General features: G+C 65.8%; 26 protein-coding genes. 17 read left to right on the plus strand and 9 right to left on the minus strand.

Features of this window, described 5'->3' with window-relative positions:
- Window positions 1-327 precede the first annotated feature (327 nt).
- Window positions 328-1104: an enoyl-CoA hydratase gene (locus ACU8YE_RS17670; protein WP_446929272.1), complete on the minus strand. Its 777-nt coding sequence runs from the start codon at window positions 1102-1104 to the stop codon at window positions 328-330.
- Between the two features lie 83 nt (window positions 1105-1187).
- On the opposite strand from ACU8YE_RS17670, the gene paaG reads away from it, so the two are divergent.
- The 3 genes from paaG (at window position 1188) to paaK (ending at window position 3956) form a co-directional block, all read left to right on the plus strand.
- Window positions 1188-1976, plus strand: coding sequence for a 2-(1,2-epoxy-1,2-dihydrophenyl)acetyl-CoA isomerase PaaG (gene paaG, locus ACU8YE_RS17675; RefSeq protein ID WP_433865402.1), 789 nt, complete (start codon window positions 1188-1190; stop codon window positions 1974-1976).
- 4 nt (window positions 1977-1980) lie between these two features.
- A complete protein-coding gene (gene paaI / locus ACU8YE_RS17680; protein ID WP_446929313.1) occupies window positions 1981-2448 on the plus strand; it encodes a hydroxyphenylacetyl-CoA thioesterase PaaI in 468 nt (155 codons plus the stop codon).
- Window positions 2449-2651: 203 nt separating this feature from the next.
- Window positions 2652-3956 (plus strand): phenylacetate--CoA ligase PaaK, encoded by a 1305-nt coding sequence (gene paaK, locus ACU8YE_RS17685; RefSeq protein ID WP_446929273.1) that lies wholly within the window; start codon window positions 2652-2654, stop codon window positions 3954-3956.
- A gap of 9 nt (window positions 3957-3965) precedes the next feature.
- Here the strand turns inward: paaK and mltA are convergent, their stop codons facing one another.
- The gene (mltA, locus tag ACU8YE_RS17690; RefSeq protein ID WP_446929274.1) at window positions 3966-5108 is read right to left on the minus strand and encodes a murein transglycosylase A; all 1143 of its coding nucleotides are present in this window, start codon (window positions 5106-5108) and stop codon (window positions 3966-3968) included.
- 74 nt (window positions 5109-5182) lie between these two features.
- Between mltA and ACU8YE_RS17695 the strand changes: the two genes are divergently transcribed.
- Entirely contained in the window at window positions 5183-5416 is a 234-nt protein-coding gene (locus tag ACU8YE_RS17695) for a hypothetical protein (RefSeq protein WP_232041109.1), read from the plus strand.
- A 7-nt stretch (window positions 5417-5423) separates the two neighbouring features.
- Here ACU8YE_RS17695 and apaG read toward each other — a convergent pair whose 3' ends face one another.
- Window positions 5424-5798, minus strand: a complete 375-nt coding sequence (gene apaG / locus ACU8YE_RS17700) for a Co2+/Mg2+ efflux protein ApaG (protein ID WP_232041110.1) — start codon at window positions 5796-5798, stop codon at window positions 5424-5426.
- A 131-nt stretch (window positions 5799-5929) separates the two neighbouring features.
- Here apaG and rpe point away from each other — a divergent pair, with 131 nt between their 5' ends.
- The 9 genes from rpe to ACU8YE_RS17745 all read left to right on the plus strand — a co-directional run bounded on the left by rpe (window position 5930) and on the right by ACU8YE_RS17745 (window position 13649).
- On the plus strand, window positions 5930-6655 hold the full coding sequence (rpe, locus tag ACU8YE_RS17705; protein ID WP_232041111.1) for a ribulose-phosphate 3-epimerase: 726 nt from the start codon (window positions 5930-5932) through the stop codon (window positions 6653-6655).
- Window positions 6652-7383 (plus strand): phosphoglycolate phosphatase, encoded by a 732-nt coding sequence (locus tag ACU8YE_RS17710; RefSeq protein ID WP_446929275.1) that lies wholly within the window; start codon window positions 6652-6654, stop codon window positions 7381-7383. Before rpe ends, ACU8YE_RS17710 begins: the two co-directional genes overlap by 4 nt.
- A 402-nt stretch (window positions 7384-7785) precedes the next feature.
- Entirely contained in the window at window positions 7786-9318 is a 1533-nt protein-coding gene (trpE, locus tag ACU8YE_RS17715) for an anthranilate synthase component I (RefSeq protein WP_446929276.1), read from the plus strand.
- 16 nt (window positions 9319-9334) lie between these two features.
- Window positions 9335-9904: an aminodeoxychorismate/anthranilate synthase component II gene (locus tag ACU8YE_RS17720; protein ID WP_232041114.1), complete on the plus strand. Its 570-nt coding sequence runs from the start codon at window positions 9335-9337 to the stop codon at window positions 9902-9904.
- Window positions 9904-10335 (plus strand): lysozyme inhibitor LprI family protein, encoded by a 432-nt coding sequence (locus ACU8YE_RS17725; RefSeq protein ID WP_232041115.1) that lies wholly within the window; start codon window positions 9904-9906, stop codon window positions 10333-10335. The genes ACU8YE_RS17720 and ACU8YE_RS17725 overlap by 1 nt, the downstream gene beginning before the upstream one ends.
- A 13-nt stretch (window positions 10336-10348) precedes the next feature.
- Window positions 10349-11386, plus strand: a complete 1038-nt coding sequence (gene trpD, locus ACU8YE_RS17730) for an anthranilate phosphoribosyltransferase (RefSeq protein WP_012436495.1) — start codon at window positions 10349-10351, stop codon at window positions 11384-11386.
- A 1-nt stretch (window position 11387) separates the two neighbouring features.
- Entirely contained in the window at window positions 11388-12191 is an 804-nt protein-coding gene (gene trpC / locus ACU8YE_RS17735; RefSeq protein ID WP_414561128.1) for an indole-3-glycerol phosphate synthase TrpC, read from the plus strand.
- Between the two features lie 10 nt (window positions 12192-12201).
- The gene (locus ACU8YE_RS17740) at window positions 12202-12861 is read left to right on the plus strand and encodes a CYTH domain-containing protein (protein WP_414561129.1); all 660 of its coding nucleotides are present in this window, start codon (window positions 12202-12204) and stop codon (window positions 12859-12861) included.
- Window positions 12858-13649: a uracil-DNA glycosylase gene (locus ACU8YE_RS17745; protein ID WP_260804131.1), complete on the plus strand. Its 792-nt coding sequence runs from the start codon at window positions 12858-12860 to the stop codon at window positions 13647-13649. Before ACU8YE_RS17740 ends, ACU8YE_RS17745 begins: the two co-directional genes overlap by 4 nt.
- A 334-nt stretch (window positions 13650-13983) precedes the next feature.
- On the opposite strand, the gene ACU8YE_RS17750 is transcribed toward ACU8YE_RS17745, so the two are convergent.
- From ACU8YE_RS17750 to ACU8YE_RS17770, 5 genes are all read right to left on the minus strand, one after another.
- Window positions 13984-16200: an FUSC family protein gene (locus tag ACU8YE_RS17750; RefSeq protein WP_260804130.1), complete on the minus strand. Its 2217-nt coding sequence runs from the start codon at window positions 16198-16200 to the stop codon at window positions 13984-13986.
- A gap of 16 nt (window positions 16201-16216) precedes the next feature.
- Window positions 16217-18073 carry a M61 family metallopeptidase gene (locus tag ACU8YE_RS17755; protein ID WP_446929314.1) on the minus strand — a complete coding sequence of 619 codons (1857 nt, stop codon included), beginning with the start codon at window positions 18071-18073 and terminating at the stop codon, window positions 16217-16219.
- Window positions 18074-18140: 67 nt separating this feature from the next.
- A complete protein-coding gene (gene acuI / locus ACU8YE_RS17760) occupies window positions 18141-19157 on the minus strand; it encodes an acrylyl-CoA reductase (NADPH) (protein WP_446929277.1) in 1017 nt (338 codons plus the stop codon).
- Between the two features lie 78 nt (window positions 19158-19235).
- The gene (locus ACU8YE_RS17765) at window positions 19236-19982 is read right to left on the minus strand and encodes a DsbC family protein (protein ID WP_414561134.1); all 747 of its coding nucleotides are present in this window, start codon (window positions 19980-19982) and stop codon (window positions 19236-19238) included.
- Window positions 19983-20028: 46 nt separating this feature from the next.
- Window positions 20029-21324: a UbiH/UbiF family hydroxylase gene (locus ACU8YE_RS17770; protein WP_446929278.1), complete on the minus strand. Its 1296-nt coding sequence runs from the start codon at window positions 21322-21324 to the stop codon at window positions 20029-20031.
- 366 nt (window positions 21325-21690) lie between these two features.
- Between ACU8YE_RS17770 and ACU8YE_RS17775 the strand changes: the two genes are divergently transcribed.
- From ACU8YE_RS17775 to ACU8YE_RS17785, 3 genes are read left to right on the plus strand one after another with little or no spacing between them, the layout of a single operon-like run.
- On the plus strand, window positions 21691-22080 hold the full coding sequence (locus ACU8YE_RS17775; protein ID WP_232041122.1) for a hypothetical protein: 390 nt from the start codon (window positions 21691-21693) through the stop codon (window positions 22078-22080).
- Between the two features lie 10 nt (window positions 22081-22090).
- A complete protein-coding gene (locus tag ACU8YE_RS17780) occupies window positions 22091-22429 on the plus strand; it encodes a hypothetical protein (protein ID WP_446929279.1) in 339 nt (112 codons plus the stop codon).
- A 21-nt stretch (window positions 22430-22450) separates the two neighbouring features.
- On the plus strand, window positions 22451-22924 hold the full coding sequence (locus ACU8YE_RS17785) for a lytic transglycosylase domain-containing protein (protein WP_232041124.1): 474 nt from the start codon (window positions 22451-22453) through the stop codon (window positions 22922-22924).
- Between the two features lie 31 nt (window positions 22925-22955).
- Here the strand turns inward: ACU8YE_RS17785 and ACU8YE_RS17790 are convergent, their stop codons facing one another.
- Window positions 22956-23333: a flagellar protein FliT gene (locus tag ACU8YE_RS17790; RefSeq protein WP_092975627.1), complete on the minus strand. Its 378-nt coding sequence runs from the start codon at window positions 23331-23333 to the stop codon at window positions 22956-22958.
- Window positions 23334-23691: 358 nt separating this feature from the next.
- Between ACU8YE_RS17790 and ACU8YE_RS17795 the strand changes: the two genes are divergently transcribed.
- Window positions 23692-24585 (plus strand): EamA family transporter, encoded by an 894-nt coding sequence (locus ACU8YE_RS17795; RefSeq protein WP_433865418.1) that lies wholly within the window; start codon window positions 23692-23694, stop codon window positions 24583-24585.
- The last annotated feature ends 42 nt before the right edge of the window (window positions 24586-24627 follow it).

A 24627-nucleotide genomic window follows, 5' to 3' on the forward strand; every position in this document is an offset into this window, starting at 1 on the left:
CTCGCTGCCAACTACCACCCGATCTACCGCCAATCGCCAACCACACAATCGACCGCAAACCCGCTCCACTCCTGCTTCTCCACCACTCAACACCACCACCGCCACTTGCGTTTCGGCGCTGTGTTTTTGCAGCGAGGGGCGAACTATAGGCGGGTTCCCGGAGCTTGGCAACACCTTTGTCGTGACGGGCTGATGACGCGCTCGTGAAGAATAGCCGCCAGCCTTGTCTACGCATGGGATTGCGGCCGTAAAGGAGCCGCAAAAGGAGGCGCGGGATACCCGAAGGCGTTACTCGGGTATTCCCGAAGTCACCCCGCTGGGCCGTCGTTATTGGTGCTTGAACGCGGCTGCACGCTTTTCGACGAACGCGCGCATGCCTTCTTTCTGGTCTTCCGTGGCAAATGTGGAGTGGAACAGGCGGCGCTCAAGATGTACGCCTTCGCTGAGCGAAGTCTCGTAGGCCGCATTGATCGACTCTTTGATCATCATGACTGTGGGGAGCGAGAACCCTGCAATAGTTTCCGCAGCCTGGATAGCCTCGTCGAGCAGCTTGTCGGCGGGGATAACGCGCGAGACCAACCCGGCGCGCTCGGCCTCTTCAGCGCCCATCATGCGAGCGGTCAGGCAGAGGTCCATCGCCTTGGCTTTGGAGACAGCACGCGGCAGGCGCTGCGTGCCGCCGGCGCCAGGCATGGTGCCAAGCTTGATTTCCGGCTGGCCGAACTTGGCCGTATCGGCGGCGAGAATGATGTCGCACATCATGGCCAGTTCACAGCCGCCGCCCAGCGCGTAGCCGGCCACCGCGGCAATCACCGGCTTGCGGATGCGGCGAATGGTTTCCCAGTTGCGCGTGATGTATTCGTTCTTATAGACAGTGGCGAAGTCGTAATCGGCCATGGCGCCGATATCTGCGCCCGCGGCGAACGCCTTTTCACTGCCGGTGATGACGATGGCACCGATGTTGGCGTCGGCATCAAAGGCAAGCAGCGCGGCGCCGAGTTCATCCATGAGCGCATCGTTGAGGGCATTGAGCGCCTTCGGACGATTGAGCGTAATAAGACCGACGCGACCGCGCGTTTGCACCAGAATGTTTTCGTAGGACATGGAAGCTCCAGTTGGAATGGATGTAATATTAGCCGACCAACCGGTCGGTTAATCAATGAACCGATGACCGAGGAGGAGACAAGATGACTAGCCCGACCATTCTGCTTGACTGGCATGAACGCGTGGCAACCATCACGCTGAACCGGCCCGATCAGCTCAACAGCTTCACGGCCGGCATGCACCGGGAACTGCGCGAAGCGCTGGACAAGGTGGAGCGCCAGCGCGCCCGCGCTTTGATCCTGACCGGTGCGGGACGCGGCTTCTGCGCAGGGCAGGATCTCTCCGAACTCAATGTCACGCCCGGGCAGATGACCGACCTGGGCCAGCTCATCGACGAGCAATTCAACCCGTTGGTGCGCCGTCTGCGCGCCATGCCCCTGCCCGTGATTGCCGCTGTGAATGGCGTGGCCGCAGGCGCGGGCGCGAATCTCGCGCTGGCGTGCGACATCGTAATGGCCGCCGAAAATGCGTGTTTCCTCCAGGCCTTTGTAAAGATCGGGCTATTGCCGGATTCGGGCGGAACGTGGTTCCTGCCGCAGCGCATCGGTGTGGCGCGGGCGATGGGGCTGGCAATGCTGGGTGAGAAGCTCGACGCCAAGACTGCGCTCGCCTGGGGTCTGATCTGGGGCGTCTATCACGACGCAAAGATCCTGATGACGGAAGTGAATTGCATGGCCGACCACCTGGCCAAGCAGCCGACCCGGGCGCTAGCCGCCATCAAGCGCGCGATGCACGCAGCGCCCACTCAGTCGCTCGACGCCCAGTTGGATCTGGAGCGCGACCTACAGCGCGAACTCGGCAACTCTCATGATTACGCGGAGGGCGTCGACGCGTTCCTCAACAAGCGCGTGGCGCATTTCACTGGCGAATAAGGACATCAGCGTGACGGAAACGACCCTCCACGATGCACAGGCGCTGGCTGAAGCGGCCTGCGAAAGTATGTATGACGCCGACGCCTGCAGCCGCTGGCTCGGGATGCGCGTGGAGGCGGTCGCACCGGGCTATGCCCGGCTTTCCATGGCGGTGCGGCCTGAATTCCTCAACGGACATCGCACCTGCCATGGCGGACTGATCTTCACGCTGGCCGATTCGGCTTTTGCGTTTGCCTGCAACAGCCATAACCACAACACAGTGGCGGCTGGGTGCAGCGTCGAATTCCTGCGCCCGGCGCATGGCGGCGATGTGCTCGTCGCCGAGGCAACCGAGCAGGTTTTGTCCGGCCGCCACGGCATCTACGACGTACGCGTGACGAACCAGGCCGGCGAGGTGGTCGCCATGTTTCGCGGCAAGTCTGCGCAGATTCGCGGCCACGTCATTCCGGTCCCTGGCAGCCCAGAATCCTAGTTCGACCTCGATATAAAGCCCCCACAAAACCGCATCACCATTAGAGGACGCCTCAGAACCTGTTCACGATCCGTAGCGAGCGGCCAGAGGTTGGCCCGCGAAGCGCCACCGTACCTGGGTACAGTGAGCAGCGCAGGGCCAAGATCGGGACGCGCAGCAGGATCGTGAGCAGGTTCGCACGACGGCGCCCCGAGGAGACCCGCATGCGCCCCCGCTCGACCGACCTGCCGCTCGATCCGATCGAGACTGCCAGCCGCGACGCCATCGAGGCACTGCAGCTTGAACGCTTGAAACACAGCCTGGCGCACGCGTACGAGAACGTGCCCGCTTATCGGGCCAAGTTCGACGCGGCCGGCGTGCATCCGTCGGATTTGCGGTCGCTTGGCGATCTGGCGAGGTTTCCGTTCACGACCAAGGCGGATCTGCGCGACAACTATCCGTTCGGCATGTTTGCGGTGCCGCAGGAACGGATCGCGCGCATCCACGCGTCGTCGGGCACGACGGGCAAACCCACGGTCGTCGGCTACACGCTGGCGGATATCGAGACGTGGGCCGGGTTGGTGGCGCGTTCGATCCGGGCAGCGGGTGCACGGCGCGGCGACAAGGTCCACGTGAGCTACGGCTACGGCCTGTTCACCGGCGGTCTGGGCGCGCATTACGGCGTGGAGCGCGCGGGGCTGACGGCCATCCCGTTCGGCGGGGGGCAGACCGAACGACAAGTGCAGCTCATCCACGATTTTCAGCCGCAGATCATCATGGTCACGCCCAGCTACATGCTGGCAATTGCCGACGAATTCGAACGCCAGGGCATGGACCCCGCCGCGTCAAGCCTGCAGATCGGCATCTTCGGCGCCGAACCATGGACGCCCGAAATGCGCAGCGCCATCGAAGCGCGCATGGGGCTTTCAGCGGTCGATATCTACGGCCTGTCGGAGGTGATGGGGCCAGGCGTGGCAAGCGAATGCGCCGAAACCAAGGACGGCCCGACCATCTGGGAAGACCACTTCTATCCAGAGATCATTGATCCAGACTCTGGCGAGGTGCTGCCTGACGGCGAATTCGGCGAACTGGTCTTCACGTCGCTGAGCAAGGAGGCGATGCCGGTGGTGCGCTATCGCACGCGCGACCTGACGCGGCTATTGCCTGGCACGGCACGTCCGGGCTTCCGGCGCATGGAAAAAATCACCGGCCGCTGCGACGACATGATGATCGTGCGCGGGGTGAACGTGTTCCCATCGCAGATCGAAGAATTGATCCTGAAGCACGCGGCGCTGTCACCGCACTACCAGTGCGTGCTCGGCAAGGAAGGGCCGCTGGATACGCTGACGGTGCGGATCGAGGCGGCACTGGGTGCGCCGGCGGATGCGGCCCAATCGGCGAGTCGTCAGCTGGCGCACGACATCAAGTCGTTGATTGGTGTGACGGCCGCGATCGAGACGCTGGCCAGCGGCGGGATCGAGCGCTCGGTCGGTAAAGCGCGCCGCGTGGTGGACTTGCGGCGCGGTTAGTTCCTCTTCTTAGCGGGCGGCGACGCCGACGCTGCCGCCCTTCGGCACGAGCACCCAAAGGCGGCCCGCCTGCTTCATGCGCCCGGCCAGATCGCCCGCGGCATCGCCATGGCCGAAGTAATAATCGGCACGCACGGCGCCGCGAATGGCTGAACCCACATCCTGCGCAAAAACGAGTTTCTGGATGGGATCGGTCGACAGCGGCTTGGTTGTCGACAGAAACACCGGGGAGCCCAGCGGAATGTAGGTCGGGTCCACGGCAATCGAACGCTCGTCCGTGAGTGGCACGCCCAACTTGCCGATCGGCCCGCCCGTGTTGCCGGGCGTCTCGGCAAAGAACACGTAGCGCGGGTTGATATTGAGCATCTCTTCGACGCGGCCCGGATTGGCGCGTGCCCAGGCCTTGATGCCCTGCATGGTGGCCTGCACCGGTGTGATTTCGCCCGTGTCGAGCAGCCAGCGCGCAAATGACCGGAACGGCTGGTTGTTGGTGCCGCCCACGCCCAGGCGCATGATGCCGCCCTCTTCCAACTGGACCTGGCCCGAGCCCTGGATCTGCAGGAACGCCGCTTCGACCGGGTCGTCCACCCAGACAATCTCTTGCCCCTGGAGCGCCGGACTGCGGATCAATTGCGCACGGGCCGGCAGCGTCTTGCCGCGCCACGCAGCCGGCATGCGGTACAGCGGCGTCTGATAGGCCCCGTGGCGGGTGCGGGAGCCGCGCAGCAGCGGTTCGTAATAACCGGTGATAAGGCCACTGTCCGTGCCGTCGTCCTTCACGACCCGATACGGCGTGAAGTTATCTTCAAAGAACACGCGCATGGCAATCGGGTCACCAGCATCGACCATCAGGCCGGCGGAGCACACGCGCGACCATTCGGCGCGGCGCTTCATCGCCTGGCAGTTCGATTGCAGTGCGGGCCAGGCGGAAGCGAGGTCATCGGCGGTCCAGCCGGACACGTCAGCCCAGGTGGCGGGGCTCAGATGCCCGCCGAGCGTGGCGCTGGGCGGTTGCGGCGTTTCGACGCGCGGCGGGGGGCCGCTCGTGCAGGCGGCAAGCAAGGCCGCGACCAGAGCGGCGGCCAGTCCGCCCCAGCGGCGACGGGTGGCGTTGCGTGCTGGTGTCAATGCGTCGAAGGTTGCTGCTGTCATGCGTGTTCCATCCTGTCCGATGCGGCCGCGGGCTTGGCTACAATGCCTCCCACCCGAGCTTCCCGCCGTCGACCATGAGCGAATTCTTTGAAAACCATCCGATGATGCTGTTCGGCCTGGAGGCCGGCGTGGCGCTGTTCCTGCTCATCTTCGTCGTGATCTGGACGATGTCGGGCGCCAAGAAGCACCCGCGCCCGCTGCGTGCCCCACCCGAGCATCCATCGCGCCACAGCGACGCTGCCAAGCCTTCGGAATCGACCAGCGCCGCCCCGAAAAATTCGCACCCGGCCAAATCCGACGCGCCCTGATTCCCGATCAGTGCAGCATGCGCGGCATCACCAGCGCAAATTCGGGGATGGGCGCCTCGAAGCGGTGACCGTCCTCGGCCACGCAGAAGTATTCGCCGCGCATCGTACCCACGGGCGTCTTGATGGTCGCCCAGCTCGTGTATTCGAAAGACTCGCCCGGCGGCAGCAGCGGCTGGTGGCCGACCACGCCCAGACCGTTCACTTCCTGCACCTGCTCGTCGGCGTCGGTAATCACCCAATGACGGGAAATGAGCTGGCTCGGCACGTCACCGGTGTTGCGGATGGTGATGGTATAGGCGAAGGCGTAGTTGCCCTGCTCCGGCTCGGATTGCTCCGGCAGATAGCGCGTCCGGACCTGGACGGTGAGTTCGTAGCTCGGCATGTCGATCCACAATCAGAATTGGCGCCCATTGTGCGGCATGGCTGTGGCAGCGGCAAGGCGCGGGCAGACGGCCGAACCGGCTAAAATAGCGGCCTCCTTTGCGCTTCTGCGCGCCTTATCCGTCTCCCATCATGTCCGCAGCCATCGATCCGTCCGGTTTCCGCATCGCCCCGTCCATCCTCTCCGCCGACTTTGCCCGCCTGGGCGAAGAAGTGCGCCGCGTGCTCGAATCGGGCGCCGACTGGATCCATTTCGACGTGATGGACAACCACTACGTGCCGAACCTGACCGTCGGGCCGCTCGTCTGCGAGGCGATCCGCCCGCACGCACAGAAGGACGGCAAGCCGGTGCCGATCGACGTGCACCTGATGGTCAGCCCCGTCGATCGCATCATTCCGGACTTTGCCAAGGCCGGCGCCGACCTGATCACGTTCCATCCGGAGGCGTCGGAGCACATCGACCGCTCGCTCGCGCTGATTCGCGACCACGGCTGCAAGGCTGGCCTCGTCTTCAACCCGGCCACGCCGCTGCACTACCTGGACCATGTGATGGACCGCCTGGACATGGTGCTGATCATGTCGGTCAACCCGGGCTTTGGCGGCCAATCGTTCATTCCGGAAGCGCTGAACAAGCTGCGCGCCGTGCGCCAGAAGCTCGACGCATACCAGGACAAGACCGGCCGCAAGATCCTGCTTGAGATCGATGGCGGCGTGAAGGCAGACAACATCGCCGAGATTGCCAAAGCCGGCGCCGACACCTTCGTCGCGGGTTCGGCCGTGTTCGGCAAGCCGGATGCAGATGGCGGCTACCGCGGCACCGTGGGCGCGCTGCGCCAAGCCCTGGCACCCCTGGCATGACGACGGGCGCGCTACCCGCCGGCCCCGTCCGCGCCGTCATCATCGACCTGGACGGGACGATGGTGGACACGGCAGGCGACTTCCACGCCGCCATCAACGCAATGCTGGAGGCGCTTGGCGGCACGCCTGACATGCCTGCCGAGGAAGTCGTCAGCTACGTCGGCAAAGGTTCGGAAAACCTCGTGCGACGCGTGCTGGATGCGCGCTTGCCACCGGCCCAGGCAAATAGCCGCTTTGCGGAAGGCCTGGAGGCTTACCAGCGCGCCTACATCGCCATCAACGGCCAACACGTGACCGTCTACGGCGGCGTCCTCGAAGGGTTGACCGCACTGCGCGACATGGGCGTCGCCCTCGCGTGTGTGACAAACAAGCCACACGATTTCACGCAGCCGCTGCTCGCGCAGCTCGGCCTGAACACGTATTTCGACCTCGTCTACCCAGGCGACGCTTTCCCGTATCGCAAGCCCGATCCGTACCCCATGCTGCGGGTGGCGGAGGCGTTTGGCGTGGCCCCGGCTGAAGTCGTGGCCATTGGCGATTCGGAAAACGACGCCCGGGCCGCGCGTGCGGCCGGCATGCGCGTGCTCGCGGTGCCGTATGGCTACAACCACGGCCAGCCTATACAGGCCGCGGGAGCCGATGCTATAGTCGACACACTTTTTGCGGCAGCCGAGTTGATCCGGCCCCATGCAGAGCCACACAACGCTATCTCTGCCGCTTCCAACTGACGATCCATGTTCCTGAATCGCAAACGCGTCGACGCTGGTGGTGACCGGGGGGCCTGGCCCTGGCGGCCCTGGCACGCCCTCGTCCGGGCGTAAGCGTTTGCACGGCTGCTGATCGTTCTTCCCCGGTTTCGGCACTCTGGCGCGTCACAATCGCGCCGCCCAAACCACCCTCGCATCTCCCGCCCCAAACGCTGACCGCCCGCCGGTCTTCCACTGGCCCGCTATCGGCTGCGGACGACCCTTGCGGGATCGCTCGGTCGCTTTTACGACGTTCGCGCGTTCCCATCCCTGATGTTCTGCTAACGTTCCGACGGCATCATTGACGCTCTTGCGTTTGCCGTGGACCGAACGCATGCCGGTGGGCGCGCAACCGCCCCGCCTGGCGAATCGACCTGACCGCTCATGACCGAACTCGAATTCAAATCGCTGGCCGACCAGGGCTACAACCGCATTCCGCTGATTGCCGAGGCATTGGCCGACCTGGAGACGCCGCTGTCGCTGTACCTGAAGCTGGCGCAATCGCACGACCGCGGCACGCACACGTTCCTGCTGGAATCGGTGGTGGGCGGCGAGCGCTTCGGGCGTTACTCCTTCATCGGCCTGCACGCGCACACGCTGCTGCGCTCCAAGGGCAATCGCACGGAAGTCGTGACGGACGGCAAGGTGGTGGAGACGAACGAAGGCAACCCGCTGGACTTCATCGCTGCGTTCGAGCGCCGCCAGAAAGTGGCGCTCCGCCCGGGCCTGCCGCGCTTCTGCGGCGGCCTGGCCGGCTACTTCGGCTACGACGCCGTGCGCTTCATCGAGCCGCGCCTGGCCGACACCGCCCCGCCCGACGATCTGCAACTGCCCGACATCCAGCTCATGCTCTGCGAAGAGCTGGCCGTGATCGACAACCTGTCCGGCAAGCTCTACCTGATCGTCTACGCCGACCCGTCCAAGCCCGAAGCGTATTCACGCGCCAAGCAGCGCCTGCGCGCGTTGCGCACCAAGCTGCACCAGCCGGTGGACGTCCCGGTGACGTCGGCGTCCGTGCGTACCGACACCATCCGCGAGTTCGACAAGGCGGACTACATCACCGCCGTACTCAAGGCCAAGGAATACATCGCCGCCGGCGACATGATGCAGGTGCAGATCGGTCAGCGCCTGGTCAAGCCGTTCCGCGACGCGCCGCTGTCGCTGTATCGCGCGCTGCGCTCGCTGAACCCGTCGCCGTACATGTACTTCTACAACTTCGGCGACATGCAGATCGTCGGGGCATCGCCGGAAATCCTGGTGCGCCAGGAAGAGCGCCGTGTGCCGGCTGCTGAAAATAACGGCAACGGCGCAGACGAATCCGCCCGCATCGTCACGATCCGCCCGCTGGCCGGCACGCGCCCGCGCGGCAACACGCCCGAGCGCGACGCAGAACTCGCCACCGAGCTGCTCAACGATCCGAAGGAAATCGCCGAGCACGTCATGCTGATCGACTTGGCGCGCAACGACATCGGCCGCATTGCCGAAATCGGCTCCGTCAAGGTGACGGACCAGATGGTCATCGAGAAGTATTCGCACGTGCAGCACATCGTCAGCTCGGTCGAAGGCCGCCTCAAGCCCGGCATGACCAACATGGACGTGCTGCGCGCGACCTTCCCGGCGGGCACGCTGTCGGGCGCGCCCAAGGTGCGCGCGATGGAGATCATCGACGAGCTGGAACCCGTCAAGCGCGGCATCTACGGCGGCGCGGTGGGCTATCTCTCATTCTCGGGCGAGATGGATCTGGCGATCGCCATCCGCACCGGCATCATCAAGGACGGCAATCTCTATGTGCAGGCCGCCGCCGGCGTGGTGGCCGATTCGGACCCGGATGCCGAATGGAGAGAAACCGAACACAAGGCGCGCGCCGTGCTGCGTGCCGCCGAGCAAGTGCAAGACGGCCTCGACGCCGATTTCTGAGGTTAAGGAGACCACCATGCTGTTGATGCTCGATAACTACGACTCCTTTACCTACAACATCGTCCAGTACTTTGGTGAACTCGGCCAGGACGTGCGCACGTATCGCAACGACGAGATCACGATCGAAGAGATCGAAAAGCTGAACCCGGAGCGCATCTGCCTGTCGCCCGGCCCATGCACGCCGACGGAAGCCGGCATCCTGGTTCCGGCGCTCAAGCACTTTGCGGGGCGCGTGCCCATCCTGGGCGTATGCCTGGGCCATCAGGCCATTGCCGACGCGTTTGGCGGACGCGTGATCCGCGCGCAGAAGGTGATGCACGGCAAGGTCAGCACCATTGAAAACACCGGCGTAGGCGTGTTCGCCAACCTGCCGCGGCATTTCAAGGTGACGCGCTATCACTCGCTGGCGATCGAGCGCGAAACGCTGCCGGACTGCCTGGAAATCACCGCCTGGACCGAAGACGGCGAGATCATGGGCGTACGCCACAAGACGCTGCCGGTGGAGGGCGTGCAGTTCCACCCGGAGTCGATCCTGTCGGAACACGGCCACGCGCTGCTCGGCAACTTCCTGAAGGAACGCGTCTGATGCGCGGCGCGTGGGCAGTAGCGCTGGCGATGATGGCAAGCCTGCCGGCGATGGCCGGTACGCTGGAAGCCTGCCGCGCCGCCCAGCCCGAAGCCGGGAACGTCGCCCGCTGCGTGCAGGCCGCACGCAAGTCGGCACTGGCCGAACTGACCGCTGTTGAATCGGCACGTCGCAACATGCTGCGCGCCCGCATTGCCGACAACCCCGGCACGGACCGTGGCGCCGCCATGGCATTCGACCGCACCGTACGCGCACACCAACTCTACCGGCAGGCCGAATGCGACCTGCAACGCCGCCTGGCCCGCAATGCGCCCGATGCCGATCTGGCTGAAGCCGCATGCGAGGCCGATCTGTCGCGCGAGCGCATCGGCGCCTTGCGCGACGCCGCACAGCCGGTCACCCCGGCTGCGGCTCCGGCGGCGCCCAACTGAATACGGAACGACCATGTCCATCACTCCGCAAGAAGCGCTGACGCGCTGCATCGAGCACCGCGAGATCTTCCACGACGAAATGCTGCACCTGATGCGGCTCATCATGCGCGGCGAGATGTCGCCCGTCATGGCAGCCGCCCTCACCATGGGGCTGCGCGTCAAAAAAGAGACCATCGGCGAAATCGCAGCCGCTGCCACCGTGATGCGCGAATTCGCCACCAAGGTCGACGTGCCCGCTGAGGTGTCCGATCACTTTGTCGACATCGTCGGCACGGGCGGCGACGGCGCCAACACCTTCAACATCTCGACCGCCTCAATGTTCGTGGCGGCGGCGGCCGGCGCGCGCATCGCCAAGCACGGCGGACGTGGCGTCAGCTCCAAGTCGGGCAGCGCCGATGTGCTCGAAGCGCTGGGCGTGAACATCATGCTCACGCCCGAACAGGTGGCCGAGTCGATCGAGACGGCGGGCATCGGCTTCATGTTTGCGCCCAACCACCACCCCGCCATGAAGAACGTCGCCCCGATCCGCAAGGAGCTGGGCGTGCGCACGATCTTCAACATCCTGGGGCCGCTGACCAACCCGGCCGGCGCGCCCAATATCCTCATGGGCGTGTTCCATCCGGACCTGGTCGGCATTCAGGTGCGCGTGATGCAGCGCCTGGGCGCCAAGCACGCCGTGGTCGTCTACGGCAAGGACGGCATGGACGAGGTGTCGCTGGGTGCTGCCACGCTGGTCGGGGAACTGAAGGACGGCGTGGTGACCGAATACGAAATTCACCCCGAAGACTTCGGGCTGCAGATGGTCTCCAACCGCAGCCTGAAGGTGGCCGACGCTGACGAGTCCAAAGCCATGCTGATCGAAGCGCTCGAGAACAAGCCCGGCACGCCGCGCGAGATCGTCTCGCTCAACGCCGGTGCGGCACTGTACGCGGCCAACATCGCCGGCTCGATCGGCGACGGCATGAAGCTGGCTCGCGAGGCGATCGCCTCCGGCGCGGCACGTGCCAAGCTCGACGAACTCGTGCGCGTCACCAACCAGTTCAAAGCCTGATATGTCCGACATCCTGCAGAAAATCCTGGCCGTGAAGGCCGAAGAAGTGACCACCGCGCGCAAGCACCGCGATCTCGCCAGCGTGCGCGCCGAAGCCGAAGCCAACCGCAACGACAGCACGCTCGGGGCCCGCGGCTTTGCCAAGGCGATGCGCGAGAAGATTGCCGCCGGGAACGCGGCGGTCATCGCTGAAGTGAAAAAGGCCTCGCCGTCCAAGGGCGTGCTGCGCCCCGACTTCAAGCCCGCCGACATCGCCCGCAGCTATGCGGAGCACGGCGCCGCCTGCCTGTCGGTGCTGACCGACGAGCAGTTCTTCCAGGGCCACGCCGATTACCTGCGCGAGGCGCGCGCCGCCTGCCCGCTGCCGGTGCTGCGCAAGGATTTCATGGTCGACCTGTACCAGGTGTACGAAGCGCGCTCGTGGGGCGCCGACTGCATCCTGTTGATCGTCGCCGCGCTGGACCAGGGCCTGATGGAAGAACTCGAAGCGTGCGCGCTCGAACTCGGCATGGACGTGCTGGTGGAAGTGCACGACGGCCATGAGCTGGACCGCGCACTGCGTCTGCAAACGCCGCTGGTGGGCGTGAACAACCGCAACCTGCGCACGTTCGAAACGTCGCTCGACAACACGCTCGGCCTGCTCAAGCACATGCCGGACGATCGCATCGTCGTCACGGAATCCGGCATCCTCACGCCGGACGACGTGCGCAAGATGCGCGCCGCCGCCGTCAACGCGTTCCTCGTCGGCGAAGCCTTCATGCGTGCAGACGACCCGGGCGCCGAACTGGCCCGCCTGTTCGCCTGAGCGCCACACAATGGCCCGCGAGATTGAACTGAAGCTGGCCGTATCGGCCGGCACGCACGACGCGCTGGTCGGCTGGCTGGACGCCCATGCGCAGGCCGCCGGCTCGGTGGAATTGGCCAACGTCTACTACGACACACCCGACCAGGCGCTGGCACGCAACCGCGCCGCGCTGCGCGTGCGCCGTCAGGGCAGCCAATGGCTGCAAACGCTGAAAACCGCAGCAGTGAGTACGTCCGGTTTGAGCGCCCGCCATGAATGGGAGGTGCCGCTGCAGAGCGATGCACTGTCCGTCGATGCCTTCATCGCAAACAACGCCGCCGAAGCTGCCGACTATGTTCGGCCACACGCGGCTGCACTCGCCCCGCTGTTCCGCACCGACTTCACGCGCCGCCTGTGGCGTGTCGCAGCGGATGGCGGCGACATCGAGATCGCGCTGGACGCTGGCGCCATCCTCATCCCCGGCACGCAGGCACGCGAGCCGATCGATGAACTGGAACTGGAGTGGAAGCCCGCCGCCGGCAGCACGCTCGCCGAAGAGGCGATTGCCGAACGCCTGCACGCCTGGACGCAGAAGTTGCGCGCCGCTGTGACCGGCCTCGCGCCACTCGACATCAGCAAGGCGCAACGCGGCTACCAACTGCGCGCGAAAGCCACTGGGGGCCAGCCGTGACGCGACGCGCCAATCCGGCGCAAGCCGCTCTCTTCGATGAGCCCGCAGCCGACACGATCGCCGCGGGTTTCACCCCGCTGGCCCAACAGTTCGACGCCCTGCCCGCCGACTGGAAGGCGATCCTCACGCCTTGCATCGCGCAGGCCAACTGGCCCGAGTTGTGCGCCTTTGTCGATGGCGAGCGCGCAGCGGGCAAGCCGATCTTTCCGACGGATGTCTTTCGCGCGCTGCACCTGACCTCGGTGGACGATGTGCGCGTCGTCATCCTCGGCCAGGATCCGTATCACGGCACGGGCACTGTTGATGGCCGCGAGATTCCGCAGGCGCATGGCTTGGCGTTTTCGGTGCCGGCCGGTGTGCGCGTGCCACCCAGCCTGCGCAATATCTACAAGGAAATCGAAGCGGAATTCGGCTGCAAGCTGCCCGGCGCCTCCGGCAACCTGGAAGGCTGGGCACAACAAGGCGTGCTGCTGCTGAACACGGTGCTCACCGTCGAGCAAGGCCAGGCCGCAAGTCACGCCAAGCGCGGGTGGGAACGCATTACCGATTGCCTGCTGGAGCAGCTCGCGCGCGTCGGTCACAAGCGCGTGTTCATGCTCTGGGGCAGCCACGCGCAGGCCAAGCGCGCGCTGCTGTCGGACGGGCATCTGGTGCTGGAGGCGCCGCACCCGTCGCCGCTGTCAGCGCATCGCGGGTTCTTGGGGTGCGGGCATTTCAAGACGGCCAATGATTGGCTGGCAGCGCAGCATCAACCGACCATCGATTGGCTGAAACCGCAAGCCGAATGAACCGCGCGGGCCATGCAGCCCCATCGACGAGCCGCCAAGCGCCGGCCATGACTCTCTGGCGGCCGAGTCCGACTCTCCGAGACTCGAACTCCACTCTCCGAGACTCGAGTTCGACTCTCCGGAGCTCGAGTTTGACTCTCTAAGACCCGGCTTCGACTCTCCGAGGCTCAATTTCGGCCCTCGGAGGCTGACCTTTGACGCCGGGATACCGGATGTCGACTGTCTATAGCTCGTCTTCCGCGCTTTGACCGCCGTCGTCGAGGGTCCGAGGCTCAGAGCAGTCGTGGTGGAAGATCGCCGCCCGTGCGAAGGCTTTTCAGCAGCCCGGCCGCACCTAGTCCTTCGAAATACGCAGCGCCCGCCCCAACGCCCCGCAGCGCAGCGCAATCTTGGCCGTATCGGCCCGCAGGGCCTGCAGGCGCCGCTCCAGCAAGTGCATCGCCGATAGCGAGTCCGATTCTGCTGCCGCATCCACCATGCGGGAACGGGCGGATTTGTCGGCGAAGTCGGCAGCGCCCAGTTCTTGCGTATCGCGCGGACGCACGCCCCAGCCACCTTCGTGCACGGCCTGGTCGAAACGTTCCTTGGCGCGCGCGAGGCTTTCGAGCGCGGCTTCGGCGGTCTGCTCGACCAGTGCGCGGGTGTCGGCTTCGTCCAGCTCCTGCGCGCGCTGACGCATCAGGATGCGCACCGCCGCCACATGCGCGGCCACCAGGTAGTTCTGGACGATGAAGCGGTTGAGGTTGTCGACGGCGCGGTGGCGGCTCTTGGGCTCGTCCAGCATCCGTGCGAAGGCCGAGATCAGCCCGGTGAGCGATTCCATGTACTGCTTGCGCTGCACGCGATAGGCGAAATCGTCCTTGAGCGTGCCGAGCAGCAGCTCGCGCGCGGCCTCGATAAAGCGGCGGTTGGTGCGGAGCACGTCGTCCACCAGCTTGGGAAGGTTGCGGTATTCCCAGGCGGGCAGGACGTAGCTGAAGGCGGTGGCGATGGCTGCCCCGATCAGCGTATCGACCAGCCGTTCACCAATGGCGCCCTTGCTGCCCGGCAGCAGCAGGTTGATCTGGATGAGCACCTGCACGCAGGCGGCAATGGCCGTGTAGCGGTAGCGCACGGTGACGAACGCCGCGCTGGCGGCGGTGGACAGGTACAGCACGCCCATCAGGATCCACGTCGAATGGGTGAATCGCAGAATCACCGCCGCGATCACGCAGCCGATCAGCGTGCCAAGCACCCGATCAAAGTTGCGCTGGCGCGTCATGCTGAAGGTCGGCTTGAGGATCACGACAATCGTCAGCAACACCCAGTAGCCGTGCGACGCATAGGGCAGGTGGTCGGCAATCCATAAACCGGCAGCCACCGCCATCGAGATGCGCAGCGCAAAGCGCAGCACCGGAGACCGCCAGGTCAGTTCTTCCAGCACCAGGCGCAGTTCGTACTTCTGGCGTGTGAGGAACGGCGTCATGTCCGGGCGCAACAGCACCTGCGACGGCTCGACCTGCGTGTCGGTGGCGGCATGCAACTGCGTCATCAGGCGGATCGCGCCGCGCACCGTGGCCACCGATTCCTCCAGCGCTGCGATGGCTTCGATGGGCACGCCATGGTGGTTGTGTTGCAGTTCGTGCAGCGCGCCTTCAATGGCGGCCATCTCCTGGTCATACGACATCGGCGTGGGCGATGGCCGATCACGCCCGACGGCATAGGCGACGCCTTCGATGTCCAGGCGCATGCGTTCGATCACGTCGCGCAGCAGGCGCATCACCTCGGCGTCGGCCAGCCACTGGCGCAGCACGGGGTAATCGGTGTTGGACGACAGCAGGTACTCGTAGATGTCGAGCATCCGCATGTGGATCTGCACGAGGCGCCCGTCGCTGGCGGTGCGGTTGTCGCGGAAAACAAAATCGCGCGCCACCTGCTGCTTGTCGGCCACCGAAATCTGCTGGCGCACGAGCGCATTGAACTGTTCGTCGAAATCCTTGGACGCGTCGTAGAAGCCGGCTTTGCGCTCCACGTACACAGCCAGTTCGTAGAGGCATTCGGCCAGCACCTGCTCTTTGATACGGCGCCGCTGCCCCCACGCCACCGCCATCGCAAAGGCCATATAACCGATGGCGCCGAGGAAGAACTGCAGGGTGTGCTCCACCGCTTCGCGAAAAGCGAATTCCTCGGTAAAGGTGAGCGTCATGACGAAGAGCGCCGCGAACTGCAGCGGCATCGTCTTGTTGCCGTACGCCACCATGAGCCCCGCGAGGAAGCTCACCACCACGATCACCGCCGGCAAGATGGCATACGGCGTCACCACCGCGACGAGAAACGTGACGGCGGTGGTCAGCAGCACGCACGCCATCATCTCGTTGAACTTGTGCCGCAGCGGGCTGGGCAAGTCCATGAGGCTCGTGCACAGCGCGCCGATCGACACCACCATCGCGCCCTGCAGGTCCATCACCAGCAGCGCGAGCAGCGTCAGGCCGATCACGCCGGTGGCAGTACGGATGCCGCGCGAGACGTAATGGCTGTAGAGGAACGTGCGCGGATCGTGGACGTAATCCATCGGATCAGGCGACGCGTCAGGCCGACTTGCCGCGCGCCACCTTGCGCGCGGCCGCTCGCTTGCCCAGCCACGCCGAGCGCAGCGGCGACGGCTCCGTTGCCAGCGCCAGCGTGAATTGCGGCGTCGCATCGGCGGCGAGCTTCACGTTCAGCGTCATCAGTTCGTCGCGGCGGAACACGTGCACCGGCACGGTATCGCCGGCGCGATGGCGCGTGAGCGTCTTGTCGAGCTGGCCCGCCGGCACGCGCAGGCCGTCCACCGCAACGATCAGATCGCCGGCGGACAAACCACCGCGCTGCGCCGGGCTATCGTCGAAGACCTGCTGCAGCTTGACGAAGCCGTTTTCGGCAGCGGTCTTGACGCCCAGCGCGAGCGCCGTATCGGCGGCCTTGCGCGTGGCGCTCACGCCCATCGCCTTGAAGAGCGCGGGCAGCGGCGGGTCGTCGCGGCCTTCGCTCAACTGGCGCACCAGCGTGCGCAGGCGCACACCCGTGGTTTCTTCCATCAGGCTGATCAGCCCCGCTTCGGTCACGCCGCGCTGCGTGTGGCCGGCGGCATAGAAATCACGGCCGTATGTCACCCACAGGGCGCGCATCACGTCGTCGAGCGAACGTTCGCCGTGGGTCTGCGTGCGGATCGTCAGGTCCAGCGCCAGCGCCACCAGCGAGCCCTTGGTGTAATAGCTGACGATGGCATTGGGCGCGTTTTCGTCCTGGCGGTAATACTTCGTCCAGGCGTCGAACGAGCTTTCTGCCACGCTCTGCTTGAGACGGCCGCTGCCACGCAGCACGCCGTTCCACGTCTTGCTGAGCATCTCCAGATACTGGGCTTCGGAGATCAGGCCCGAGCGCACCAGCATCAGGTCGTCGTAGTAGCTCGTGAAACCTTCAAACAGCCACAGCAGCGGCGTGTGGACCTCGCGGTCGAGTGCGTACGGCACGAAGGTGGCCGGCTTGATGCGCTTGACGTTCCAGGTGTGGAAATACTCGTGGCTGACGAGGCCCAGGAAAGTGCGATAGCCCTCGGTGGTTTCATCGCGCCCGGCCACGGGCAGATCATTGCGCGCGCACATCAGCGCGGTGCTGGCACGGTGTTCCAGGCCGCCGTAGCCGTCGGTGGTGACCATCGTCATGAAGACGTAGCGGCAGTTGCTGTCGAGGAACGGCGCCGTGGCGGTGTGGGGCTCGAACAGGCGGATCTGCGCTTCGCAGATGCGCTTGAAGTCGCGGGCGATGCGTTCCAGATCGAGGTTGGGCACGCGGCCGGTAAAGACGGCGTCGTGCTGCGCGCCGCAGGCCTCGAACGACACCAGCTCGAACGTGCCCATCTCGACTGGGTGGTCGATCAGCTCGTCGTAATCCGCCGCTTCGTACCAGCCAAAGCCGTAACGCTTGGCGCCGGCCTTGCCCTGGACGCGGCCGGTGGCCTCGCGCAGCGCGGTGGCCACGCGCCAGCCCCGGTAGGCATCTCCGGCGGGCGGCTGGATGTCGACGACGCAACGCTGGTCGTCCGCGCCTTCCACGCGCAGGAACACCGACGTGCCGTTGAAGAAGCCGTGCGTGGCGTCCAGATGGGCCGCGCGCACCGACAAGTCCCACGCATAGACGTCGTATGAAACCGTCAGCGGCCCGCTGCAGGGGGCGGCCCACCACGTGTGCTTGTCGACCTTGGTCAGGCGCACCGGCCTGTCAGCCGACGATGCCTCGATCCGCACGATGTTGCGTGCGAACTCTCGGATCATGTAGCTGCCCGGAATCCACGCCGGCAGCGAGAAACGCTGGCCCTGAGCGTCGGGCGCGTCAACCGTGACGGTGACGGTGAAAACGTGCGCCTCGGGCGCGGCGGGGGCGATGGTGTAGCGGATCGGCTTCATGGCGGACATTGTAGCGTTGCCGTCCCACGCTGCCGAAGGCAAATCGTCCGCAAACCCGCCTGCCAGCCTATCGGTTGACGTTGACCACGACGCGCCCGCGCATCTTGCCGGCCACGATGTCGTGGGCGGCGTCGATGGCCTCGGAAAGCGTCACTTCGCGCGTGATGGCGGCCAGGCGATCGGGCAGCAGATCGGCGGCCAAGCGCTGCCACGCGGTCTGGCGCAACGCACGCGGTGCCATCACGCTGTCGATTCCGTATAGCGTCACGCCGCGCAGGATGAACGGCGCGACGGTTGCCGGAAAATCCATCCCCTGCGCCAGCCCGCACGCCGTGACGACGCCGCCATAGCGCACCTGTGCGCACGCGTTGACCAGCGTGTGCGAGCCCACCGAGTCGACCACTGCCGCCCAGCGCTCCTTCTGCAACGGCTTGCCCGGGGCAGACAGCTCTGCGCGGTCGATGACGTCCGTCGCGCCCAGCGCCTGCAGGAAATCGGCCTCGCTCGTCTTGCCGGTGGATGCCACCACGCGGTAGCCCAGTTTGCCGAGCAGCGCGATGGCGATCGAACCCACGCCGCCCGAGGCGCCGGTCACCAGGACTTCGCCGTCGCCGGGTTTCACGCCGGCGCGCTCGAGCGCCAGCACGGACAACATCGCCGTGTAGCCCGCCGTGCCAATCGCCATGGCCTGCCGCGCATCGAGCCCCGCCGGCAATGCCACCAGCCAATCGCCGGAAAGCCGTGCCTGCTGGGCAAGGCAACCCCAGTGCGTCTCGCCGACGCCCCAGCCGTTGAGCACGACCGCATCGCCAGTCCGCCAATCCGGGTGCGACGAATCGAGCACGACGCCCGCGCCATCGATACCGGCCACCATCGGCCACTTGCGCACCACGGGGCCTTTGCCGGTGATGGCCAGGCCGTCCTTGTAATTGATGGTCGACCAGTCCACGCGGATCAGCACGTCGCCAGCGGTCACATCGTTGGCAAGCGCTTCGGGCGTGGACAACGCCGCGTCATCGAGGTCGACGATGTGAGCCAGCGGCCCGCCATCCTGCTTTTCCAGCATCAGCGCGCGAAACGACATGCCAAGTCTCCGAAGGTGAATTGAATGCAAGCGCCCAAAGAAAAAGCGCCGGATCGACCGGCGCTTCCTTCGTGCGAATTACGACTTCTTGAGCGCGGCGAACTTGCGCTCCAGCGTGGCCGCGTCGATCAGGCCCGGGGCCCGGGTGCCGTCCGGGAAGATGATGGCCGGCGTGCCGGTCACGTTCAGTTGCTGGCCCAACTTCAGGTTGGCCTCCAGCGGCGTGTCGCAGGTGCCGGAGCCGCCCGGGGCGGTCTTGGCGGTCATCCAGTCGCGCCAGGCCTTGGCCCGGTCGGCCGAGCACCAGATCTGCTTAGCCTTGGTGTTTGAGTCTTCCGACAGAATCGGGAACAGGAAGGTGTAGACCGTGATGTTGTCGACCTGCGTGAGCATCTGCTCCAGCTTGTGGCAGTACGGGCAGTTCGGATCGGAAAACACGGCGATCTTGCGTGCGCCGTTGCCCTTGACCCACTTCACGGCGCGGTCCAGCGGCAGGTCCGACCACTTCACGCGGTTCAGCTCGGCCAGGCGCTCTTGCGTGAGGTTGGTGGCGGTCTGCGTATCGAGCAGGTCGCCGTTGAGCACGTAGCGGCCGGTGGCATCGCTGTAGACAACCTGGCTGCCGAGGTTGATTTCGTACAGGCCGGCCAGCGGCGACTTGGTGACGCTCTTGATCTCCACGTTCGGGCCCAGGGCCTTCTGTACCGTGGCCTTGACCTTGTCCAAGGCGGGCTCGGCGGCACCGGCGCTCAACACATAGCCTGCGCCAATAGCTGCCACTGCCACCGCAGAGGCGATGGCCGCCACCCGAATACGAAACGACATAACGACTCCTGGAACCCCGAAAAACCACAAACCCGCTGAGACTGCCTCAGCCGAGTGCGTGCTTGATCAACAAGCGTTTGATAAATGGCGTCATGCCCACCATGCGCATCCCCGCGTTGCGTACCGTGCGGGGCAGCGCGCCCGGCAGGGCGAACAGTTTGTGCAGTCCATCAGTGGCGGCCGTGAGCGAAAGCAGATCTTCGCGGCGGGCACGCTCGTAACGGCGCAGCAACCTGAGATCGCCATGATCGCGCATGGTTTCACGTTCCGCCATCACGCGGCCAATTTCCGACACATCCCGCAGCCCGAGGTTCATGCCCTGCCCAGCCAGCGGATGGATCACATGGGCCGCATCGCCCACCAACGCCACGCGCGGCGCGACGGCCCGGCTGGCGTGTTGCAGCACGAGCGGGAAGCCCTGCGCAGGCGTGATGTTCGACAGACGACCAAAGCGTGCGGCAATGGCGCCACCGGCCGCGGCTTCCACCGCGCGGCACAGCGCCTCCGGCGACAGCGCGAGCAATTCGCGGGCGTGGTCTTCGCTGGCAGACCACACCATCGACACGCGCCGATCGGGCAGCGGCAGCATCGCGAGAATCTCGCCGCGTACCGGGGCGGCGTCATCCGTGGCGGCGGCCTGCTCGGCGGAGGCACCGAGGAACCATTGCCACGCGGTGTCCTGATGCCAGTGTTCGGCCTGGAAGTTGGCGACCACGCCAAGCTGACGATACGGCTTCGCTTCGGCCTGGATACCGGCCTGCTCGCGCACCCACGAATGCTTGCCGTCGGCGCCGATCACGCATTCGGCGCGGAGCGTCTGCCCGTCCGCCAGCGTCAGGCGCACGGCGTCCGCTTCCATTTCGAAACCGGTGGCGGCGTGCGGGAACGTCTGCACGGTGTGGGCAAAGCGCAGTGCGGTTTCCAGCGCGCGTTCGACCAGCGACGATTCAGCAATCCACGCCAGTTGGGGCGTGCCGGCTGCGTAGGCGGAAAAATGGAGGTCGGGGTGGGCATGCTCGCCGCGTGCGGCAGCGTCGTCGCCGAAGATCCGCATGTCGTGCACAGGCTGCACGCGCGTCATGTCGAGCGCTGGCCAGATGCGCAACTGCTCCAGCAACGCTTGGGAGCTGGACGAGAACGCGTAGACACGCGCATCCCAGGCATCCGGCCCGACCGGTGCGGAGGCTGGAGCGGGCGGGGCGATATGCGCGATGCGCAAGCCGATCTGCGCCAGCCGCAGCGCGCAGGCGCGCCCGACGATGCCGCCGCCCACCACGGCCAAGTGGTAAGGCGCTGCCTCCTTGGGCACAGCCTTGGAAGAGGAAAACGCGGGTGTATTCATGGTGCGCCGATTATAGCGGCGAGGGGTGGCCCAGCCTTGTGGCCGCGCAAATGTGTCACGGCCGACACTTGGCGGCGCCGCACCGCTGCTCGGTGTTTACGCCTACCCGCCCTGCGGCGAGACGCTGGCGCCACCCAAACCCATTGCAGCGCGCAGCGCACATATGCGGCGCCAATATGCCGATTGCGCCGCATATGTGCGAGGCAATTCGCCCGGCCGCAAACCCGCGATGTGATGCCGTTTCCACCCAAATTCAGCGACTCAAGCCATTCGTCGGGATGGACGATAAAAGCCGGGTAATTCGACGTTTTGACCCGCGCGACCCGCCGATACAGTGCGGGTCCGATCCACACATTCCTCATCGCCATGTGGACTTTCTCCGAACGCTCCACCCTCTCGCTGACGCTGGCCGCCCTGCTGGCACTGGCCGGCTGTGCGCAAATGCCCGCCCAGACGCCCGCGCCGGTGGCCCGCACCGCGCCCGCCGGCGAAGTCATGACCTTCGCCATCCCGCCTGATGCACTCGGCGCGCACGACCCGCAATTGACCGCCGTGCTGACCAAGGCAGGGGCACTGGCCGCTGCGCAAAAACGCCCCGCGACGATCCAGGTGGCCGCGCTAGCGCAGGATTTCCGCTACCTGAACCAGGCGCTATGGAACGGCGTGCCCGCGCAGCGCGCCGGCTACGTCCGCCTGGAAAACCTGACCGTCAGCGCCAGCCAGCCCTACAGCGTGACGATCCGCACGCAGGATTAAGAGGACCGTCATGCGTATGACCCATCTATTCTTCCCGCTCACCGTTGGCCTGCTGGCGATCCCGACCGTATCGGCCTTTGCCGCGCCACCCGACGCACTGATGCCGACGACAGCCGCGGCGCCCGACCGCGTCTATCCGCCCTTGCCCTCGCTGGCGATGCTGCCACCGGGCGGCGGGGCCGATATCGAAGCCGCGCCCGCCGTCCATACGCGCGGCGGCAAACGCAAGGTCGTGACCAACCAGTGGCGCAAGGCTACCGAGCCGGTGCCGCGCATGGTGGTCTCCGAAGCATCGCATACGTATCTGGCCGGTATCGAGCGGCAGCTTGAAGTGGCCCTGCAGAAGTAATCAGAAAACGCCGGAGCCGCCATGCCTCTCGCCCGCCCTCTTCGTTTGAGTTGCAGCCGCGTTGTTGCGGCGCTTGTGCTGGCCGCCTCCAGCGTTGCTGCGCACGCCGCTTCGGGCGATTGCTTCGAGCAGGCCGGCACCTATCAGGGCGTCAATCCAACGGTGCTGCGCGCGATCGTGTGGTTTGAATCGAAGGGCGATGCGGGCGCCATCCACCGCAATGCCGACGGCTCGGTCGACATCGGCCAGGCGCAGATCAACTCGATCCACTTCAGTACGCTGGCCCGCTACGGCGTGCCGCGCCGCGCGCTGACCGACGCCTGCGTCAACGTGTTCGTGGCGGCGTGGCTGCTCAAGCAAAAAATGGTTCGCCATGGAAACACGTGGCGGGCCATCGGCGCGTACCACTCGGAAACGCCTGTCCACCGCGACGCCTATGCGCGCAGCATCCAGCGGGTGCTGATGTCGTGGGGAGAATTGCGGGCCGACCGCTGATTCGGGTCCGGCCCCGGAACCGCTCTGCGGCTCAGTAGTACGAGACGGCGGCGTACGCCTGACGGGCGCCAATGGCACGGCGCTCGCCGCTGACCAAGCGCATCAGTTCATCCTGGCGCGGGCAGACCAGCGCACGCACGCGGGCGTCGTTAGCCAGAATACGCATCATCAGGTCACGCTTGCGTTGCACTTCTTCGTGCGACAAGGCCGGGCGCAGGCCGTGGCCGAGGCGCTCCATGTGGGCCGCGCATTCGCGCTCGAGCAAGCTCACTTCGTCCCAGTCGCCGCGTTCGGCAGCATCCACCATGTCTTCGGACAGGCTCGCGATGGCCTCGTAGCAGGCGAACAGGCCGGCGCTGTCGGAAACCGTATGGATCGGGCGGGCGGCGGTGGCGACGGTCCAGGACATGCTGTGCTCCAGAATCAAACGTGTTGTTTGCGGGAAGCCAGTGCAATAGGCATGCCCGGCCGGCGCGCAGCCGTTTCCAACTCGCGCAGAAATGGCACTCAAGCCTTTGCCGGCTTGGCCCCGCAGGATACGGAGGGCATCTGGTGGCAGTCGTCACAGGCCCGAAAAACGGCCGCTTCAAGCGAAGTTGTTACGTTTCTGGAACGTAACGCGTAACGGGGCCCGTAACGCCTCCCCCCCCCTCGTCCATGCGGCAGGGAAGCGCCTTGTTTGCCCAAAGCCGCACTCTAGAATGAGGACATCGCGCCACTGGCGGGCCATCGCGCGGAGGCCGATTGCCCACCACATGAGAACTCACATGGACCAGACGAATGTCGGGCACCCCGGCCTGCGCACAGTGCTGCTCACCAGCATCACCATGGTGGCGTTCGCGTCGAACTCGCTGCTGTGCCGGCTGGCGCTTCAACACGCGGCCATCGATGCGGCGAGCTTTTCCAGCATCCGGCTCGTGTCGGGCGCCGTCGTGCTGGCCGTCCTTGCGCGGGCAGGCGCGGGGCGGGCACCGCTAGCCCGTGTTGATTGGGCCGCCGCGACGATGCTCTTCGTCTATGTCGTCTTCTTCTCGTTTGCGTATCTGACGCTGAGCGCAGGCACCGGCGCGCTGATTCTGTTTGGCGCGGTGCAGCTCACCATGCTGGCGGCCGGCCTGCGTGCCGGCGAACGGTTTGAGGCCCTGGGTTGGGCGGGTTTTGCGCTGGCGGCGGGTGGGCTCGTCTATCTCGTCTCGCCCGGCGTGACAGCCCCGACGCCACTGGGTGCCGCGTTGATGACGGTGGCGGGCATTGCCTGGGGCGTGTATTCGCTGCGCGGTCGCGGGCTCGACAATCCGCTGGCTGCCACTGCCGGCAACTTCCTGCGCGCCGCGCCCATGGCTCTCGCGCTGAGCATGTTGCTGTATGACCGCGCACACGCCAGCCCGGCCGGTATCCTGCTCGCGCTTGCCTCCGGCGCGCTCACTTCGGGCATCGGCTATGTGATCTGGTACGCCGCGCTCAAAGGGCTGTCGGCGATCCGTGCGGCGGCGGTGCAACTGTCGGTGCCGCCCATTGCGGCGTTCGGCGCCGTGCTGTTCCTGGCGGAGCCGCTGACCCCGCGCCTGGCTGCCGCATCCGCCGCCATCCTCGGCGGTATTGCGCTGGTGCTGGCCAGCCGCACGCAACGCAAGCCCGCCGAAGCCGCATCCCGGGGCTAGACCCGAGCCGGAGCGGTTACAATCACGCCTTTCCGTGAACGA

The organism is Ralstonia sp. VS2407, assembly GCF_052950655.1.

Bases quoted from the DNA above. Each gene is read 5' to 3' on its own strand.
- ACU8YE_RS17670 (WP_446929272.1), bottom strand. From the start codon at position 1,104: ATGTCCTACGAAAACATTCTGGTGCAAACGCGCGGTCGCGTCGGTCTT.
- paaG (WP_433865402.1), top strand. From the start codon at position 1,188: ATGACTAGCCCGACCATTCTGCTTGACTGGCATGAACGCGTGGCAACC.
- paaK (WP_446929273.1), top strand. From the start codon at position 2,652: ATGCGCCCCCGCTCGACCGACCTGCCGCTCGATCCGATCGAGACTGCC.
- mltA (WP_446929274.1), bottom strand. From the start codon at position 5,108: ATGACAGCAGCAACCTTCGACGCATTGACACCAGCACGCAACGCCACC.
- ACU8YE_RS17695 (WP_232041109.1), top strand. From the start codon at position 5,183: ATGAGCGAATTCTTTGAAAACCATCCGATGATGCTGTTCGGCCTGGAG.
- apaG (WP_232041110.1), bottom strand. From the start codon at position 5,798: ATGCCGAGCTACGAACTCACCGTCCAGGTCCGGACGCGCTATCTGCCG.
- rpe (WP_232041111.1), top strand. From the start codon at position 5,930: ATGTCCGCAGCCATCGATCCGTCCGGTTTCCGCATCGCCCCGTCCATC.
- ACU8YE_RS17710 (WP_446929275.1), top strand. From the start codon at position 6,652: ATGACGACGGGCGCGCTACCCGCCGGCCCCGTCCGCGCCGTCATCATC.
- trpE (WP_446929276.1), top strand. From the start codon at position 7,786: ATGACCGAACTCGAATTCAAATCGCTGGCCGACCAGGGCTACAACCGC.
- ACU8YE_RS17720 (WP_232041114.1), top strand. From the start codon at position 9,335: ATGCTGTTGATGCTCGATAACTACGACTCCTTTACCTACAACATCGTC.
- ACU8YE_RS17725 (WP_232041115.1), top strand. From the start codon at position 9,904: ATGCGCGGCGCGTGGGCAGTAGCGCTGGCGATGATGGCAAGCCTGCCG.
- trpD (WP_012436495.1), top strand. From the start codon at position 10,349: ATGTCCATCACTCCGCAAGAAGCGCTGACGCGCTGCATCGAGCACCGC.
- trpC (WP_414561128.1), top strand. From the start codon at position 11,388: ATGTCCGACATCCTGCAGAAAATCCTGGCCGTGAAGGCCGAAGAAGTG.
- ACU8YE_RS17740 (WP_414561129.1), top strand. From the start codon at position 12,202: ATGGCCCGCGAGATTGAACTGAAGCTGGCCGTATCGGCCGGCACGCAC.
- ACU8YE_RS17750 (WP_260804130.1), bottom strand. From the start codon at position 16,200: ATGGATTACGTCCACGATCCGCGCACGTTCCTCTACAGCCATTACGTC.
- ACU8YE_RS17755 (WP_446929314.1), bottom strand. From the start codon at position 18,073: ATGAAGCCGATCCGCTACACCATCGCCCCCGCCGCGCCCGAGGCGCAC.
- acuI (WP_446929277.1), bottom strand. From the start codon at position 19,157: ATGTCGTTTCGCGCGCTGATGCTGGAAAAGCAGGATGGCGGGCCGCTG.
- ACU8YE_RS17765 (WP_414561134.1), bottom strand. From the start codon at position 19,982: ATGTCGTTTCGTATTCGGGTGGCGGCCATCGCCTCTGCGGTGGCAGTG.
- ACU8YE_RS17770 (WP_446929278.1), bottom strand. From the start codon at position 21,324: ATGAATACACCCGCGTTTTCCTCTTCCAAGGCTGTGCCCAAGGAGGCA.
- ACU8YE_RS17775 (WP_232041122.1), top strand. From the start codon at position 21,691: ATGTGGACTTTCTCCGAACGCTCCACCCTCTCGCTGACGCTGGCCGCC.
- ACU8YE_RS17780 (WP_446929279.1), top strand. From the start codon at position 22,091: ATGCGTATGACCCATCTATTCTTCCCGCTCACCGTTGGCCTGCTGGCG.
- ACU8YE_RS17785 (WP_232041124.1), top strand. From the start codon at position 22,451: ATGCCTCTCGCCCGCCCTCTTCGTTTGAGTTGCAGCCGCGTTGTTGCG.
- ACU8YE_RS17790 (WP_092975627.1), bottom strand. From the start codon at position 23,333: ATGTCCTGGACCGTCGCCACCGCCGCCCGCCCGATCCATACGGTTTCC.
- ACU8YE_RS17795 (WP_433865418.1), top strand. From the start codon at position 23,692: ATGGACCAGACGAATGTCGGGCACCCCGGCCTGCGCACAGTGCTGCTC.